The organism is Paraburkholderia sp. (genome assembly GCF_035501035.1).
Lineage (GTDB): Bacteria > Pseudomonadota > Gammaproteobacteria > Burkholderiales > Burkholderiaceae > Paraburkholderia.
Genome location: NZ_DATJWR010000278.1, coordinates 27719 through 44513 on the forward strand (window position 1 = coordinate 27719; position 16795 = coordinate 44513).

Annotated in this window: 16 protein-coding genes; 5 read left to right on the forward strand and 11 right to left on the reverse strand. The window is 61.8% G+C overall.

From position 1 onward, the window contains the following. Positions 1-4 precede the first annotated feature (4 nt). Both VMJ11_RS20520 and VMJ11_RS20525 read right to left on the reverse strand, forming a co-directional pair. Positions 5-388: a BON domain-containing protein gene (locus VMJ11_RS20520; protein WP_325621211.1), complete on the reverse strand. Its 384-nt coding sequence runs from the start codon at positions 386-388 to the stop codon at positions 5-7. After that, complete coding sequence (locus VMJ11_RS20525) at positions 385-723, reverse strand: hypothetical protein (protein ID WP_325621212.1); 339 nt, start codon at positions 721-723, stop codon at positions 385-387. The genes VMJ11_RS20520 and VMJ11_RS20525 overlap by 4 nt, the downstream gene beginning before the upstream one ends. Positions 724-1572: 849 nt before the next feature. Between VMJ11_RS20525 and VMJ11_RS20530 the strand changes: the two genes are divergently transcribed. Continuing rightward, the gene (locus VMJ11_RS20530) at positions 1573-2034 is read left to right on the forward strand and encodes a hypothetical protein (RefSeq protein WP_325621213.1); all 462 of its coding nucleotides are present in this window, start codon (positions 1573-1575) and stop codon (positions 2032-2034) included. A 278-nt stretch (positions 2035-2312) separates the two neighbouring features. Here VMJ11_RS20530 and VMJ11_RS20535 read toward each other — a convergent pair whose 3' ends face one another. Continuing rightward, on the reverse strand, positions 2313-2639 hold the full coding sequence (locus VMJ11_RS20535; RefSeq protein ID WP_325621214.1) for an RcnB family protein: 327 nt from the start codon (positions 2637-2639) through the stop codon (positions 2313-2315). A gap of 608 nt (positions 2640-3247) precedes the next feature. Here VMJ11_RS20535 and VMJ11_RS20540 point away from each other — a divergent pair. Next, a complete protein-coding gene (locus tag VMJ11_RS20540) occupies positions 3248-4525 on the forward strand; it encodes a phospholipase A (RefSeq protein WP_325621215.1) in 1278 nt (425 codons plus the stop codon). Between the two features lie 121 nt (positions 4526-4646). Here the strand turns inward: VMJ11_RS20540 and VMJ11_RS20545 are convergent, their stop codons facing one another. Beyond that, positions 4647-5393 carry a carbonic anhydrase family protein gene (locus VMJ11_RS20545; protein WP_325621216.1) on the reverse strand — a complete coding sequence of 249 codons (747 nt, stop codon included), beginning with the start codon at positions 5391-5393 and terminating at the stop codon, positions 4647-4649. 248 nt (positions 5394-5641) lie between these two features. After that, complete coding sequence (locus VMJ11_RS20550) at positions 5642-6469, reverse strand: alpha/beta hydrolase (protein WP_325621217.1); 828 nt, start codon at positions 6467-6469, stop codon at positions 5642-5644. A 479-nt stretch (positions 6470-6948) separates the two neighbouring features. Here VMJ11_RS20550 and VMJ11_RS20555 point away from each other — a divergent pair, with 479 nt between their 5' ends. Continuing rightward, entirely contained in the window at positions 6949-8520 is a 1572-nt protein-coding gene (locus tag VMJ11_RS20555) for an alpha/beta hydrolase (protein ID WP_325621218.1), read from the forward strand. A gap of 195 nt (positions 8521-8715) precedes the next feature. Here the strand turns inward: VMJ11_RS20555 and VMJ11_RS20560 are convergent, their stop codons facing one another. Next, positions 8716-10248 (reverse strand): phospholipase D family protein, encoded by a 1533-nt coding sequence (locus VMJ11_RS20560; RefSeq protein ID WP_325621219.1) that lies wholly within the window; start codon positions 10246-10248, stop codon positions 8716-8718. Positions 10249-10625: 377 nt separating this feature from the next. Here VMJ11_RS20560 and VMJ11_RS20565 point away from each other — a divergent pair, with 377 nt between their 5' ends. Then, entirely contained in the window at positions 10626-11414 is a 789-nt protein-coding gene (locus VMJ11_RS20565; RefSeq protein WP_325621220.1) for a hypothetical protein, read from the forward strand. Between the two features lie 291 nt (positions 11415-11705). Here VMJ11_RS20565 and VMJ11_RS20570 read toward each other — a convergent pair whose 3' ends face one another. Beyond that, positions 11706-12266 carry a hypothetical protein gene (locus tag VMJ11_RS20570; RefSeq protein WP_325621221.1) on the reverse strand — a complete coding sequence of 187 codons (561 nt, stop codon included), beginning with the start codon at positions 12264-12266 and terminating at the stop codon, positions 11706-11708. Positions 12267-12506: 240 nt separating this feature from the next. Here VMJ11_RS20570 and speB point away from each other — a divergent pair, with 240 nt between their 5' ends. After that, on the forward strand, positions 12507-13463 hold the full coding sequence (gene speB / locus VMJ11_RS20575; protein ID WP_325621222.1) for an agmatinase: 957 nt from the start codon (positions 12507-12509) through the stop codon (positions 13461-13463). A gap of 195 nt (positions 13464-13658) precedes the next feature. Here speB and VMJ11_RS20580 read toward each other — a convergent pair whose 3' ends face one another. Genes VMJ11_RS20580 through VMJ11_RS20595 form a run of 4 tightly spaced genes read right to left on the reverse strand, consistent with a single transcriptional unit; the run spans position 13659 to position 16766 of the window. Further along, on the reverse strand, positions 13659-14561 hold the full coding sequence (locus VMJ11_RS20580; RefSeq protein WP_325621223.1) for a LysR substrate-binding domain-containing protein: 903 nt from the start codon (positions 14559-14561) through the stop codon (positions 13659-13661). A gap of 30 nt (positions 14562-14591) precedes the next feature. After that, positions 14592-15317, reverse strand: a complete 726-nt coding sequence (locus VMJ11_RS20585; RefSeq protein WP_325621224.1) for an amino acid ABC transporter ATP-binding protein — start codon at positions 15315-15317, stop codon at positions 14592-14594. A 28-nt stretch (positions 15318-15345) separates the two neighbouring features. Further along, entirely contained in the window at positions 15346-16002 is a 657-nt protein-coding gene (locus tag VMJ11_RS20590; RefSeq protein ID WP_325621225.1) for an amino acid ABC transporter permease, read from the reverse strand. Further along, a complete protein-coding gene (locus VMJ11_RS20595; protein WP_325621226.1) occupies positions 15999-16766 on the reverse strand; it encodes an amino acid ABC transporter permease in 768 nt (255 codons plus the stop codon). Before VMJ11_RS20595 ends, VMJ11_RS20590 begins: the two co-directional genes overlap by 4 nt. Between the last annotated feature and the right edge of the window lie 29 nt (positions 16767-16795).

Consider the following 16795-nt stretch of genomic DNA (forward strand, 5'->3'; position numbering starts at 1 on the left):
TTGTTCACTCGCTTCGACCATGAATCATCCGGACTTCTAATTTATTTGACACATCCGTAACGCCCCGGACGGATTTCGCAGCGTTGCCGGCCAGCGCTATCTGCGAGCGCCGTGGCACTGTTCCTGTCAGCGTCACGACGCCCTCGTGCGACTCGACATGAATGCTCGAAAAATTCAGCCCCGGGGTGCGCGTGAAGGTGCGGCGAACGTCACGAACCAGCGTGCTATCCGGCCTGCTCGCGGGTGCAGACGCTGCGCCCGATTCCGGTTGCGCGGAAGCATCGGCCGGCGCCGTTGCACTGGTTTGCGCGCTGGCAAAGGTTGCGCAACTCGCGATAGCCAGTGTCAGTATCGCTTGGATCATTTTGCTCGTGCCGTTTGTTTTCATACTTCCTCCAGTGCCAGTTTTTGCAACGACGCATCGAGGCGAATGTTCCCTTCGCCGCGCCCTGTAGCCGATTTGCCATCGAGCGTGCAGAGGTTAGGAAACGTGATGAGCTGCGGTGGTGTCGATGCTAAGGCCGTGCCCTGTGGCGATGTGATCGCCGGCAGCACGGCGTCCGGCATCATCACTCGCTTGCCGATGGAGAGTCTGCGCGCGGCGAGGCCGGCACCGATGCGGCAATATGCGCATCGCGCCGGCGCTTTGCCGGAGAAGCGCAAGGACGGCCGCCCGGTACTGTTGATGCGCCGGTACCCTCCGGAAGCCATATTTTCACCCATTCGAGTCGGACAGCATGCGCGAATGCGCCGCAGCGTCTGAAAAAGCTAACGCAAAAGTACCAGCGTGCCGGTATCGGCATACGTCCAAGAGTATGGCAAATTTTCTTCGTCAATGCGTACAGGGGTTGCACGCATCCTTCGGCGGCGTCTCGCGGCGCCCGGCCCCTAGCGGTTCGCCACGTGGGCTTGGCGGGACAGACTCCCGGCTGTTGTCGGAGTTTCCGTGGACTGGAACGAACTGACCCAATGCAGCAGTTCAGGCAGCCAAAACAGGCGAGTGTGCAGGGGAATAGTAGATCGAGATCATGTGGGATTTCCGAGGCGTGCTCTCTTCGGTCGACCTTACTGAGCGCTTGAGGTTGCCATTGCGGCCGTGGCGCGCTAAAAGCGACATCGTTAGGACCTTCGAGATCGTAAGGTTGTCAGGTCAAGGTATCAAAAAACGTAGCACTCCAAAGTTAATTGGGAAGCCGATGTCAGGCGGCCACGTGGCGGTCTTGATGCTTGCGCGCAAGGGCGCCCGCTTTGCTTGATCTTTCCTGGTGCTGGCGCCCATTTACATCGCGGCGACGCTTTCCTATGCTTGAAAAATCGGCCGCCGGGCCAACGCTGTAATTCGGCAGGCTGATTGATCGATGGATCGATCATCGGGACGTGCAGTAGCGAGCGGGGCATACCTTTGAAGCGCGACAACGGTCATGATTGCCATGGCTGTCGCGGATGATTCGAAGTTTTCAAACGTTGCTGCCAATGTGCGAGTTGCTTGAAAAGCGATTAGTCTTCTGGCTTGAAGGGTCATTCGAAGGCCCAGAGAATATCCGCAACCGCATCACAAACAGGGAGAACGTCATGCGAGTCGTCGGTACTGCACTCATCGCTTCAGTCGCTGCTTCGCTTGCGCTATCCGGCTGTGAAACACCGACTTCCGCCACCACGTTTACGCCGGCCCAGGCGCAGCAAGCGCAGGTGGTAGAGATCGGTGTGGTCGAGACCGTGCGGCCCGTCACGATCCAGCCGGGCCCATCGGGCGTGGGCGCGGTTTCGGGCGCGGCGCTTGGCGGCATCGCGGCAGGCAGCAACATTGGGCGCGGTAGCGGCTCCGTTGCCGCGGGTATCGGCGGCGCAGTGCTGGGCGGCATGGCGGGCAATGCCGTCGAGTCGCGCGTCACGCGGCGAGCGGGCCTCGAAATCGGCGTGCGTCTGGAATCCGGACAGTTGATTTCCGTGACGCAGGATGCGGACCAACAGTTCTTTCCCGGCGATAACGTTCGCGTGCTGTGGGGCGCCAACTCGGTTCGTGTGAGCCGATGAGGCGCGACGCTCAGGGAGACGGTCTTCTCCGTTGCAACCGCTATCGCGGGACTACGCACACCGGCTGCCACGTTGCGCGTCGACGGGCACGATATGCGCACCGGCAGCTTCGAGCCGCTACGCCGCCTATGCAAATGTACCAGCAGGGCGCACGGGATAACAGCAGGCCACCTTGGCCGTAACCGGGAGCACTGGATCAGCGTGAATTGCGGCTGACGATGAACGGCGGCACACCACAGCGCCGCGCAATCGCAGCCGTCAATTCATGTCACACCGTGTCATTGTGTCCCGGCAACGATCTTCGCAATTTTCCAGTTGCTCTTCGTGACGAGCACGTAGTCACCATTTACCCCAAGCCATTGCTGGCCACGCGCCGGCGCGTCGAGATTATGGGACTTCCAGTCGTTCATGACGAAGTTGTAGTGCCGGTATTTCGAAGGAACCGGTTGGCCTTCGTGCCAGTCGCGGTGCGGCATGGTCGGCATGACCTGCTGGCGCCCCGTCCCCTGGCTCTGGTCGGCGCTGGACGCGCCTTGCGCCAACGCGGGTGTGGATACCGCGATGATGAGTGCAGCGACGGCAGAGAGAACGAGTTGGCTTTTCATGTTTCGATCTCCTGGGAGACAAGATGCTGATTGACTTCGTTCATCAGGTGGAACTACTTTTGCTATCCATATTCGACGACCGTTCCGGCGACCCGTGTTGCCACACTGCAAGCCGGGCACGCACCGTGCACAGAAAGCCCGGACCATGCTAGCTTCTAGCAAAAATATAAACCGTGGTCCGATTGCAAGAACTTTTACTTCTGAACGCATCACTGCGCCATCGGCAATCGCGCTGCTCTGAGCCGCCTCTCGTACGAGGTGGGCAGACGTAGCGCGTCTTAGGGTCTGTCTGTCAGCTCATGTCGCGCATCGTTGATCGGGACTCGAAACGGAAGAGGGGGCAGCGCCAGCAAGCCGATGGGAATCGCCTTGATCGTTGGATTCGCAGCGAATAAGTTAATTTCGTCATCCTATGTGTAGTGTGGAATGGAGTACGATTGCCCAAAGCACCGCGCTTCACTCGCACAGACAACCGGTTGGAATCGCTCGGGGCGATCCATTCCGGCAATACAAGGAGAGGCAACGTGGCGATTCGAATGGTATTTCGTACGGGGTCCTGTTTGCGCGCCGCTCAGAGCGCGGGCCCCCAGTGGGGAAGGCTGGCATGCATGGCGCTGGCCGTGGCCATGCTCGCAGGCCATGTCCCGGTGAGCCGCGCCGCTGTGTCCATCTTGCGTCCGCCTCGCGAAGCGAGGTCCGACGAACCGCTCGTGGTGACGATTGTGTACACGGGCGACGCGCCTGGCGGCACGTCGCTCGACGTGCCTCGCACGCTGAGCGTAACGCTGACCAATGGCGATGCGCTGCCGAAGGCCGTGCTTCTCACGCGTGAGCCCGGTGCGCCCGAACACGTGCGGCTTGCCAGCGGGGAAATGAAGGCCGTCAGCTACAGCGCGGCATGGCCGGAGTGGGCGCGCGGCGCGCTCAGGGTCGATGTGCCCGGCGTCGACGTTTCGCCTTCGGTGGTCCTGCTGACGCGCAAGCCGGAGAGCATGGCGACGGCAAGCGCCGCGCCGCCCGCCGCTGCTGTGGCGAGCGCATCGGCCCCGCTCGCCACGGTGCCGGCCGAAGGACCGATGGCGGGCAACGAGGCGCTCGCCGCGGGCATGCCCCCATCGAGCGTGAAGCCTTCGAATTCGGTGGTGCCCGACCTCGGCGCTTTCCTGGCGGGTCGGCTTTCCGCGTATCAGCCGACGTATTTCGCCGACGGCTGGTCTTCGGACGACAACGGTCTCGCAAAATTTCAGCTCAGCTTGAAATTCCGCTTTGTGTTGCCGGACGATCCGCGCTCACGAGGCTTTGTCGACAACCTCTATTTCGCCTATACGCAGACCTCGCTGTGGGACATTCGCGAGTACTCCGCCCCGTTCCGCGACACGAGCTACATGCCGGCACTGTTCTACTATCTCGCGGACACCGGGTGGAAGGCCAACTGGTTCACCCGTATGGGACTGGAGACGGGCTACGAGCACGAGTCGAACGGGCGCGACGGGCCGGAGTCGCGCGGCATCGACATTCTCTACGTGAAGCCGATCTGGGATTTCGGCGACATCAACGCCAACCACCTGACCATCGCACCGAAGATCTACGGGTATGCACACATCGCCGGAGAGAACTCGGATATCGCCGACTATCGCGGCTATGTCGATCTGCTGATCAAGTTCGGCAGCCCGGATGGCTGGCAGCTCGCAACCACGCTGCGAAAGGGCACGAAATCGACATACGGGAGCATTGACACGCAATTCACCTATCCGCTTGCCAAGCTGTTCGGCGATGCATGGGGCGGGTATCTGTGGATCGGGTATTTCAACGGCTATGCCGAAGATCTTCTCGATTACAACCAGCATCGCTGGGCCGCGCGCATTGGCTTCGCGTTGTCGCGCTGATGCGTGGCGTCGCGAGGTGCTGCGGCCGTTGCGCGCAAACCGCGTGCGCACGGCTGGTGTCTCCGGGAAATCGAAGCTTCGAGACACCGGCCATCAGCAATGTAATGCTGACGGCCTGGCTTCAGAGAAAGGTCACCTTTCCGTTTCGAATGTCGTACATCGATCCTGCAATTTTGATCTGCCCTTTATTTTCCAGATCTGCGAGGATTGGGCTTCCGGTTCGAATGACCGATATTGCGTGCACCACATTGGATCGAGCGACTGCGTCGACAAATTCCTCATTTTTACTGGTGCGCGCTCCGGAATATGTCGTTGCCTCGACCGCAGGCTGGATTTCCTGGAGCAAGCTGGTCAGATTCCCCAGTTGAACATTGTCGATCGCGCCTTTGATTGCTCCACATGCCGTGTGTCCCATCACCAGGATTACTTTCGCACCGGCCACTGCGCAGGCGAACTCCATACTGCCCAGAATGTCCTGATTCGCGATATTTCCCGCGACTCTCGCATTGAATGTGTCGCCGATACCCATGTCGAGAATGATCTCCGCAGGCGCGCGGGAGTCGATGCAACTCAGGATAATCGCTGCGGGATACTGGCCGGCAGCACTTGCTCTCTTCTGCGCGAGATAATCCTGCTGTTTCATTTTCCCAGCGCGAAACCGTTCGTTTCCAGCTTTCATCATTTCGATGATGTGGTCGGGAGTCAGCGCATTGCGCTGCGATTCAGTCAATGCTGCCGCCTGTGAATTGCCCGCAGCGAATTGCGTACCTGCCACGAGTGTGGCCACGCTTACGCCTGCCTTGAGCCATCTGCGACGTCCGCCATTCTCCGGGTCTTGCAGGACGTTAGTTGACGTGTCATTTTCCATGGGAAAGCTCCTCAATTTTCAGCGTTCTGTGGCGATCAGGATATCGATCACGTTGGCCCAACAAGCTGCTACAAAGCGAGTGGCTCGCCGCGAGGTAATCGGAGTATAGGCCACATGCCGAACCTTGATTCCAGGGTTCCCCGCCGGGAATCGATTGCGTATTCATTGCGCGCGCTCTGATTCGGCGGGTGCAGTACGCCCGTAGAGGGACGGCACACCGGCATGTCTCTTCCGCAAGCTGGCACTGGCTAGCCCGATATCAACTGCGTAAGCTCTTTCATCAGGAGACCTTCAGGTTGTGCGAGATCGTCGAGGACGGAGAAATGCGTGCATTCGGGGACATGGACGCGAGCAATTTTCTCTCCGGCGGCCTCGCAGGCTAGGGCGTATTCGTCCGTGTGGCGTACAAGTTCCGGTAACTCATCGGCGCCAACCGCGATTACCATAGGCGCGCCTTTTCCGATATGCCGGACGGGGCTATAGGAATCGATTTCGTTGCTGCTCAATTTCAGCTTTTCGTTGAGCCATGACAGGCTGATCGGTTCGAGATCGACGAGCGGGCTGATCGCGAGTGCCGACATCACGGCTTGATGGGACCGGTGTGCGGCGCTCAGGTGACCCCCGGCCGAATGACCGCTCAGGCACAATGGGCGGCCCGCGGTTCCCAGGTCGTCGCGGTCTTCCGAGAGGTGGTCGAGCAGAGTGCCCAGCTGCGAAACGATCCTCGCCATCGAGGCTTCGGGCGCGAGCGTATATTCGGCGAGTACCACGTTAAAGCCTTTCGCCAGCGGTCCCTTCGCGATAAAGGCGAAATCCTCCTTCGTGCAGTTTTGCCAGTATCCGCCATGAATGAATACGAAGGTCGGCGCGCCAGATTCTCCACATGGCAGCCAGTCGTAGCGCTCGCGTGCACTGCTCCCGTAGCGAAGATCGCGACGGCATGGCGTCTCGTTGTACAGCCTTTCGCTGCGGGCCTGGAAGTCCGCCAGCACTGTGGGAAAATCCGGGACGGCTTGCGTGTTGTTATAGGCGGCGTCAAGCGCTGCCTTGTCCATGCCACGATAAAGTGCTGTCATGTTTCAACCTTGAAGTCGACGTTTGTCGGCCAGATTCGTGGTCGAAGGATATCAGAGGGGATCGGCCCCGGTACCGGGCATATCCTTTCGCTTTCCCCCTAACGCGACGAATCCGGGCGATCCGTCAGCCGTACTGCAAGCCATTGAGACGAGCAGCCGTTCAGGCGAACGTTCGACTTCGCGAAACGCGGTGACCTGCGCACCCTTGCCGTTCTGGGAACGTATGTTTCTTTACTTCTCGGGTTCCACAGAAGCGTCGAAGCGAATAGAGTCAGCCAGCAGAGTGAGCATGCGGTCGCGACAATCAATACGTGTCGCACCTGCGACGCTGCGCGCTCTCTTGCGGGGCGACGCAGCTTCGAGCGTTAGCCACTTCGTGCGAGATGAGGTATCTTGGTGGAGCGGCAGAACGCAGGCTATGCACAACGAGAAACGCGCGGCCCCTCCGGGTTTTTGAAGCTGCTTTCAAGAGAAAAAGAATGCTACGCATCTCGCTGAAGACAATCAAGATAGGTGCATTGATCCTTGTCCTCATCGCGATACTCGCGTTGGGTTTGCGAGCGTGGTCTTCACTGCGCGGGCCGGAATTATCTGTGTGGCACACCTATGTACCGCGCGAGATGAGTGTCGAAGAAATCGACGCCGGCGACTGGAACACCTACACAAAAGAAGAGGCACGGATTTTTGAGGACGTACGTGTCAACGTCGTCGAGAAGATCGAGCCAGCCGAGCGCGTCCCGTCCAACCGATACTACGAGGGCTCGCCGATTTATCCGGAGCACTTTGCTCAAGACTGGAATCGCTCTTACATACTGGAACCATCGGGGCCACCGCTTGGTGCAGTGGTGCTGCTGCATGGCATGACGGATTCGCCATATAGTCTGCGGCACATCGCGCGCAACTATCGTGACCGGGGCTTCGTCGCAGTTGCCATTCGCTTGCCTGGTCACGGCACCGTGCCAGCGGGGCTGACCAACGTCACGTGGCAGGAGTGGGCCGCGGCAACGCGACTCGCGGTTCGCGAAGCGCGCCGGCGCGTGGGGCCGGACAAGCCGCTCGAAATGGTGGGCTTCTCGAACGGCGGCGCGCTCGCTCTGCAATATGCGATGGACGCTATCGAGAACCCCGCGCTAACAAGGCCCACCCGGCTCGTACTCATTTCACCGATGATCGGTGTGACGCGCTACGCCAGATTCGCAGGTCTCGTCGGGCTGCCCGCGGTATTGCCGGCATTCGCGCGGGCGGCGTGGCTTGGCATCGTGCCCGAGTTCAACCCCTTCAAATACAACTCGTTCCCGGTGAACGGCGCGCGCCAGTCCTATCTGCTCACTAACGCTATCCAGGAGCAGATTGCGAGGCTGGAGCGCGAGAATCGGTTGAATGGGCTTCCCCCCATATTGACGTTCCAGTCGGTTATCGATTTCACGGTCAGCACACCCGCTGTGATGTCCTCGCTTTACGACAAGCTTCCCGAAAACGGCAGTGAAATCGTGTTGTTCGACGTGAACCGCAGTGTGAGCTTCAGAACCTTCCTGCGTGTCGCTTCTTATAACGCGCTCTCGCGGCTGCTGCGTGTCGGTCCGCAGAACTATCGCACTACCGTCATCGCCAATGCGTCGGGGGATTCGACTCATACGGCCGAGCGGAGTATCGACGCCGACAGCGTGGAGACACACATAAGGCCTCTGAGCATTGACTATCCGCCGGATATTTTTTCGCTCTCGCATGTTGCAATCCCGTTCCCGGTGACCGATGCACTGTACGGTATTGCGCCAAACGATGATGAAAATTTCAACGTGAGTCTTGGTACGCTCGCCCCGCGTGGTGAGCGAGGCACGTTGATTCTGACGCTCGACTCGATGTTCCGGATTGCGTCGAATCCGTTCTTCCCTTATCTGCTGCAACGCGTCGACGAAGGCATCGGCAAGATGCCTCCACCCATCGTCAATGCTCCCCATCGCACGCATGAGACCGCTGCCGGGCAACCGGAGAGTCCTGCAGATGAGTTGCGTGAACTCGAGCAACTCGGCACGGACTCCGATGAACCATAAGGCCTTCGCGTTCCGTTGAGCGGCAGCATGCTCGCGCGTTGATCGCGCTGGCGCTGGCGCCGGCGCCACGCCTCGCGCGGTCATCACAGCCAACGATTCCGGCTGGCGTAGCGGCTCCCATTGGTGCACGAGAGGATTGCGAACATACATCGCGTTGTGCGATGCAGCGCGCTAACTCGTGCGTGGCGGAAGGGGCTACAAGAGCGACTCGATTGGAAGAATCGATAGCATCCAGACACCGAGCCGGCCGTACCAGGTCGAATTGGGCTCTACGTCGTAGCGGATTTCGGTGTCGCCATTGCGTTCGATCCAGTAGAGCTTGCCGTTCTCGTCGAGCCGCACCGAATACGCGACCACAGGCAGCAGTGCGAGGAATTTGGTGTCGATGCGGGTCGCGAGCGCTGGGCTGTCGATCACGAGGCCAAGTTCCGTATTCAGATAGGCCGAGCGCGGATCGAAATTGAACGAGCCGACGAACACCCGCTCGGAATCCACCACGAAGGTCTTCGCATGCAGGCTGGAGCCCGAACTGCCGAAAGGACCCGGTGACTGTTCTTTCTTGAGAACGGTACCCGGCGTGCGCCGCAATTCGTACAGGTGAACACCGCCCTTGAGCAATTCGACGCGCCGCTTCATATAGCCGGAGTGCACGGCGACGACGTCGGTCGCTTCGAGCGCGTTCGTGAGCACGCGCACCTCGACGCCTTTCTGGGCGAGGCCAGTCAAATATTGCGTGCCCGAACTCGCCGGCACGAAATACGGCGATACGACGTCGAGTTCGCGCGTCGGTTCGCCGAGCACTTCCCGCATCTGGTGCCCAATGAGCGCTTCGGGGGGCGCGTTGTTCAGGCCTTTGGCGGGGTCGTCGCTGATCATCTGCGTCGTTGCCCAATCGAACGTCAGCTGGTCGTCCAGCATTTTTTGCACGACGTGCGGACCGCGCAGCGCTGCCATATACGCCTCGGCTGCGGGATCACTTTCGATGGCCTGCGCTTTGCGTTCGAGTTCGACTAGCTGGTCGACGCTTCCATACGGAAGAACGCGCTCGGCCGGATAGGCCGACGCGCTGGCCCAATAGCGGTCGAAGTCGCGCGAGACGTCGGCGGCAGCGGGCCCCACCGCGAGTACGTCGAGGTCTGCGAAGACGACGCCGTCGGTTGCGTCGAAATACTCGTCGCCGATATTGCGTCCTCCAAGAATCGTCGCGTTGCTGTCCGCAGTGAGCGACTTGTTGTGCATGCGGCGATTCGCGCGCGGGAAGTCGGTCAGAAAACCAAGGAATTTCGGATGGCGGACCACGAACGGGTTGAACAATCGGACCTCGATGTTCGGATGCTCCTCCAACGCCGCCAGGGTGGGGTCGAGGGACGAGGGGGTGCCAAGATCGTCCAGCAGGAGCCGCACGCGTACACCGCGGTCTGCGGCCTCGTGAATCTGCTCGAGAAGGAGCGTGCCGGTGATGTCGTCGCGCCAGATGTAGTACTGGATATCGAGCGTACGCTGCGCCGCGCGGATGAGATCCATCCGCGCGGCAAACGCCGTGTGCGCATCCGCAAGCGGATAGATGCCGGAAAGCCCCGGGTGTGCGGCAAGTTCAGGCGCGATCGCGCGACCCAGATCGGTACTCGCCGCCTGTGTTGGAGTCAGCGCGGTCGAGGCCGTGCGATTTTCGAGTGGCGGCAAGGTGCAACCACTGAGCAGACCGGCGCACAGCAGCAAGGCAGGCACTGCGCCTCGCCATTGGCGAGGCAGGCAAAAAGCGCGAAATTTCGGCGATTTCACGGAGTTCGAACGCTCCTTTGGACGGTACGCGCTGAAACACAGTTCAGGAATGAAAGCGTCGTCGAAGCTTTGCTTGTGAACTATTATTTACCCCGGCATTTGCTGCTCGTTTACCGTGCACTCATCCGGTTTGACCCTTGGCATTGTGCGGGAAAAAGCAAAGTCCTGTGTGTTTTCCGGCATCTGCCGGCCAATCTTGCTACGGAAACCCGGATGTCCGATGATACGGACATACCGCGCAATTTCGCATTGCGACCGGCCCCGGCCAGCCCAAGCGGTGCCAGCGTCTGTTGAATGCTTCGTCGAATTCGGAGCTGACCAACGTGAACATTACCCGATTGCTATTTGGCGGCGTCATGCTTTTCGTCGTGGGCACGGCGTTGCAGCTGGCGTGGCCGCTCGTGCAAGCGGCGTCCTATCACCACTTCGCCGACGAGCGCTCGCTGGGCTTCATACCGAATGCAGCCGATGTGCTGTCGAACGTCGTGATTCTTGCTGGGGGCTTCGCCTGTCTCGGCTGGGTGAAGCGCAATGCTTCACGGCAGCCGCCGCAATTTCCGGGCATGGCCGTTGCCGGATTCGGGCTCGTGCTGACTGCGATCGGCTCGGCCTACTATCACTGGGCGCCGTCGGACGCGACGCTCGTCTGGGACCGCCTGCCGATGACGATCGTCTTCGCCGGCATTCTGGCGATGCTCTGGACTTCGACCACTGCGCAGCGCGTAGGCTGGCTGCCGTTGCTGATCCTCGTCGCCGTGTCGTTGGGCACGATCGAATACTGGCTCGCATTCAACAGCCTCTGGCCTTACGCGATCCTGCAGTTCGGCGGGCTCGCCTTCATCGTCGGCTTGACGCTCACGCGCAAGGTGGACAGCGTCTTCGGCTGGATGATGGTGATCGTTTTCTATGGCGTTGCGAAGATTTTCGAAAGCCTCGACTGGCAGGTGTGGGAACTGTCGCATCATGTGATTGCGGGCCATGCGCTGAAGCACGTGTCGAGCGGCCTGGCCGGCGCGGCGCTGATTCTCGTGGCAAACGCGGCGCCGCGCTTCGTTGCGGGCATGCCCACGCCGAGGCCAACCCGGATCGACCATTCGAGCCCGTCGCGCTGACTTGTCGGCGTGCCGCCGTGGCGCCGCTGGGCGGCGTCAACCCAGGGGCGGGGGGCAGCATGAAGAACCGGGTTCAGGTTGTCGAACCTGACGTGGAACAGGTGCACACTCCTCGCCACCCGCGGAGGTCCGGTGGTGTTTCGCGAGCTTACGCCTCAGGTGGTTTTCGGCTTTTGGCGGCAGCGCGAAATGTCGGACGAAACGCTCGAAAGAGACTCTCTCGTGGTCGGTGCCGGGGCCGCGGGGATGGCGTTTGCCGACGCGTTGCCTATGGCTGGGCGATTTTTATCGCTATTCCTCTGGCGTTGGCTCAACGCTCTGGCCGGGCGTCGGTTCGCCGGGCGTTACGAACTCCAGCTGAAGGTTTTGTCCCGGAATCGGCTCGACGTTCTGCACGGTGGGCGATGGGACGCTCCTGGTGACCGCGGGTGGTTCAGCAGCGGCCGCCGCCGGCGCCGCAGGCGCACCGTGCTGCTCCGCGCTCAATCCGCTGCTCAGGCCCGTGCCGACGTTCGACGTCGTGGTGTTTTCGCTCTTGAGGACGCCAGACGTGTCGAACAGGAACACGGCCGCAGACGTGTGCGTGTCGGTGCCACCAACCAGCGCGCCGACGAACGGAATAAAGTTTTCGGGGTGGGGCCGCGATGTCACGTACGTGTAGACAAGCAATGTCGAACCGTCGTCCAGCGCCGTTTGTACCGATGCCGGGCCGAGCGCGGCTACCACCTGTTGCAGCGTCGTCACGCCGGGCCTGAAGTGCGACATCTGATCGGGGCTCACTTCGACACCGGCCGACATGCATCCGGCAAGCAGTGCGCCGCACAGCAGCCCGAAGACCTGTACTCGCTTCATGTTGCCTCCCTGCAATCATTCTACGGCGAATGGGGCCGGCCGGCAGCCCGCGCCAGGTTAAATTGCCAGATTGTCCGCGAAGGTCGGAACGCGAACGTGCCAGCGATGCCATTTTGCGTGCCATGACAGGGGCTCATGACGCCCATGAGGATATTTCGGTTGTTCGTGAGATCGGGTTTTTCTACATTTGCTTTGTAGTCCGATCCGAATTGATACGACGCGCGCAATGCGCGGGGAGAGATGATGACCACCGAGTATTTTCAACCGCTGGGCGGCAACGTCATGCCGCGCTGCGGCGGCATTGCCACCATGATGCGCCTGCCGAACGTTCCGACGGCAGAGGGACTCGATGCCTGTTTCGTTGGTGTGCCGTTCGATCTCGGCACGTCGAACCGTACCGGCGCACGCTTTGGCCCTCGACAGATCCGCAGCGAATCGGTATTGCTGCGCCCTTACAACATGGCGACGCGCGCGGCACCGTTCGATTCGCTGCAAGTGGCCGACATAGGCGACGTAGCGATCAATCCGTACAACCTGCACGATTCGATCGCGCGAATCGAACGCGGCTACGACGACATCCTGCGCCACGGTACGAAGCCGATCACCCTTGGCGGCGACCACACCATCGCGCTGCCGATTCTGCGCGCGCTGCATCGCAGGTACGGGAAGGTAGGGCTGATTCACGTCGACGCCCACGCGGACGTCAACGACACGATGATGGGCGAAAAGATCGCGCATGGTACGCCGTTCAGGCGCGCGGTCGAGGAAGGGCTGCTGGACACTTCGCGTGTCGTGCAGATCGGTCTGCGCGGCACCGGCTATCCGGCCGAGGACTTCGACTGGTGCCGCGAACAGGGTTTTCGTGTGGTCCAGGCCGAAAGCTGCTGGAACCGCTCGCTCGAACCGCTCATGGCCGAGGTGCGCGAACGTGTGCGCGGCGGCCCCGTGTACTTGAGCTTCGATATTGACGGTATTGACCCCGCATACGCGCCGGGCACCGGCACACCGGAAATTGCAGGGCTCACCGTGCCGCAGGCGCTCGAGATCATCCGTGGCTGCCGCGGCCTCGATCTCGTCGGCGCGGATCTGGTGGAAGTCGCGCCACCCTACGATCCGTTCGGCACGACGGCGCTGCTCGGCGCGAATCTCGCGTACGAAATGCTTTGCGTGCTGCCTGGCGTGAAATACCGGGACTGAACCGAATCCACTCACATCGGGCAGTTGCGAGCTGCCCTCCACACGGTCCGGTCTCCCGTTTCGGGGGCGCCGGCCGGCACTGCGCGGCAGTCGGTCAGGCGATGAGGCCATGTGTCTTGCGGACACGGGCCAGGGCGTTCATTTGGCCTAACACGCCGCCGAACTTCAATCGAATGATTCTCCTGTGGACCGCCCTTACTTCATGGCGACTTCGGTCGCCGCCGGGACTTCGCGGTTGCGCGCGATCCACTCGCTGAAGAGCTTCACTTTCTGCTGCTGCGCCACGCACTCTGGATAGACGAAGTAGTAGCGGTGGCCGGTCTCCACGGCCAGGTCGAACGGCGTGACGAGCCGGTTTGCGGCGATGTCCTCGGCGACGAGGGTCCGGTCGCCGATCGAGACGCCGAAGCCCTGCATGGCCGCGCTCGTCGCGAGGTCGAGCGACTGGAACGTAGGCCCGACGTTCGCGTCGACTTCGGTTGCGCCGGCGCGCGTGAGCCACAGGCGCCAGTCGACGTGGTCGCGCGTGGGGTGCAGCAGCGTGTGCTGCGCGAGGTCGCCGGGCTGCGTGAGCGGATGCGCCCGTACAAGCTCGGGCGTGCACACTGGCGTCAGGTATTCGTCGAAGAGCGGCACCGCATGCACGTCGGTGCCGGGCGAAGAACCGTAGATGATGGCCGCATCGTACGGTTCGGCCTGGAAGTCGACTTCGTGATGCCACGTCGTGGTGATCTGCACCTGCAGGTCGGGATGTTCGGTCTGAAAACGCATGATGAGCGGAAGCATCCAGCGCATGACGCAGGTCGGCACCTTTAGCGCGAGTTCGGTGCGCTGCCGCGTGAGCCGCACGGAAGCCTCCTCGATGCGGGCGAAGCCTTCGCGCACGGCCGGCAGCAACTGTTCGCCCTCGGCCGTGAGCATGAGGCCCTTCGGCGCCCGCTTGAAGAGCGGCAGGCGATAGTAGTCTTCCAGCGCGAGGATCTGCCGGCTGACTGCGCCCTGCGTCAGGCAGAGATGGTCCGCCGCGCGCGTGAAGCTGCCGTAGCGGGCCACCGTTTCGAAGATCTGCAGGGCGTTCAGAGGAGGTAGGCGTCTCATGGCGGGGGCTCCAGGCTCGTGGCTGGCCCTTCAGTGCAGGATCTTCGCGAGGAAGTCGCGCGCGCGGTCCGAGCGCGGCGCTGCAAAAAAGGCGTCCTTCGTGTCATCTTCGACGATGATGCCACGGTCCATGAAGATCACACGATGCGCCACCTTCTTCGCGAAGCCCATTTCGTGCGTCACGCACATCATCGTCATGCCTTCCTGCGCGAGTTCGACCATCACGTCGAGCACTTCGTTGATCATCTCGGGGTCGAGCGCCGAAGTCGGTTCGTCGAACAGCATCGCGATGGGATCCATCGACAGCGCGCGTGCAATCGCCACGCGCTGCTGCTGCCCGCCCGAAAGCTGGCCCGGAAATTTGTCGGCATGCGCGCGCAATCCCACGCGGTCTAGCAGCTTGAGGCCCTTGTAGGTGGCCTCGTCCTTGCTGCGGCCTAGCACCTTGACCTGCGCGAGCGTGAGGTTCTCGGTGATCGAGAGGTGCGGGAACAGTTCGAAGTGCTGAAATACCATGCCCACCTTCGAGCGCAGCTTCGGGAGGTTGGTTTTTCTGTCGCCGACCGACTGGCCGTTCACGCGGATCTCGCCGTGCTGGAACGGCTCGAGTCCGTTGACGGTCTTGATGAGCGTGGACTTGCCCGAGCCCGAGGGCCCGCAAACGACGACCACTTCGCCCTTGTTCACCTGCGTCGTGCAGCCAGTGAGGACCTGGAATGGGCCGTACCACTTGGAAACGTTGTCTATGGCGATCATATCGATACCTGCATCTGCAAAAAGGGGCTCAGCGCGCGCGCGCCGCGCGGTAGCGGCGTTCGAGCACGCGCGCATACCAGGTCAGCGGAAAGCACATGGCGAAGTAGATCAACGCGACCATCGCGTAGATCGGGAACGGGCGGAACACGGCATTGGTGATGATCTCGCCCGTCTTGACGAGTTCGGTCAGGCCGACGATCGAAGTCAGCGCGGTGCTCTTCACCACCTGCACGAGAAAACCGACGGTGGGCGGCACCGCGATCTTCCACGCCTGCGGCCAGATCACATGGCGCAGCTGCTGCGGCCAGGTCATGCCGAGGCTCGCGGCCGCGCCCCATTGACCGCGCGGGATGGCCTCGACGCAGCCGCGCCAGATGTCGACGAGATACGCGCTGGTGTAGAGCGTGAGCGTGACGGTGGCGGCGGCCCACGGCGTGACGTCGACGCCGAGCAGCGGCAGCCCGAAGAAGCCAAGGAAGAGCTGCATGAGGAGCGGCGTGCCCTGGAAGACTTCGATATAGCCGTTGACGACACGATGCAGCGCGGGGATCGGCGAGACGCGCATAGCGAGCAGCACGAGGCCGGCGAGGCCGCCGCCGACGAAGGCGATCAGCGAGAGCAGCACGGTCCAGCGCGCGGCGAGCAGCAGGTTGTACGCGATGTCCCAGGTCGAAAACTCGATCATGACATGCCCTCCGTGGAGATGGATGCGCGTGCGGCGCGCTTGCGCAAGCTGAAGCGCCCGAGCACTCTGCGCGTCGTGCGGGCTCGGGTCACGCCGTTCGCGACGCGCCCGGCGAAGAGGCGTGCGCCGAGGCGGTTGAGCAGCCAGCGCAGCGCGATCGAGAGGAACAGGTAGATCGCCGTGACGATGATGTAGGTCTCGAAGGCGCGGAAGTCGCGCGACTGGATGTAGTTCGCCGCGTAGGTGAGGTCCTGCACCGAGATCTGCGAGACGACGGCCGAGCCGAGCATCACGATCAGCACCTGGCCCACGAGCGCGGGAAAGACGTTGGCGAGCGCCTGTGGCAGCACGATGTGGCCGAACAGTTGCGGCCCGCGCAGTCCGAGCGCCAGCGCAGCCTGCGTCTGGCCGCGCGGGACCGAATCGATGCCCGCGCGCACGATCTCGATCGCATAGGCGCCGACGTTCACGGTCATCGCGAGCACGGCGGCCTCCACTTCGTCGATATGGACGCCGAGGCTCGGCAAGCCGAAGAACACGAAGAACAGCTGCACGAGAAAAGGCGTGTTGCGGATCAGCTCGACGTAAGTCGAGACCACGGCACGGACCCAGCGCGGGCCCGCGACCGCGGCGAGCGCGCCGGCCGCGCCGACGAGGCCGCCGAGCGCCGTGGACACGGCAGTCAGGCCGAGTGTGACGGCCGTGCCGTGTGCGAGCATGCCGGCATAGGTGCCGATGTCGCCAAAGTCGAAGACATAACTCATCGCGGTACCTCTCGAAGCCGGAGCGTAGG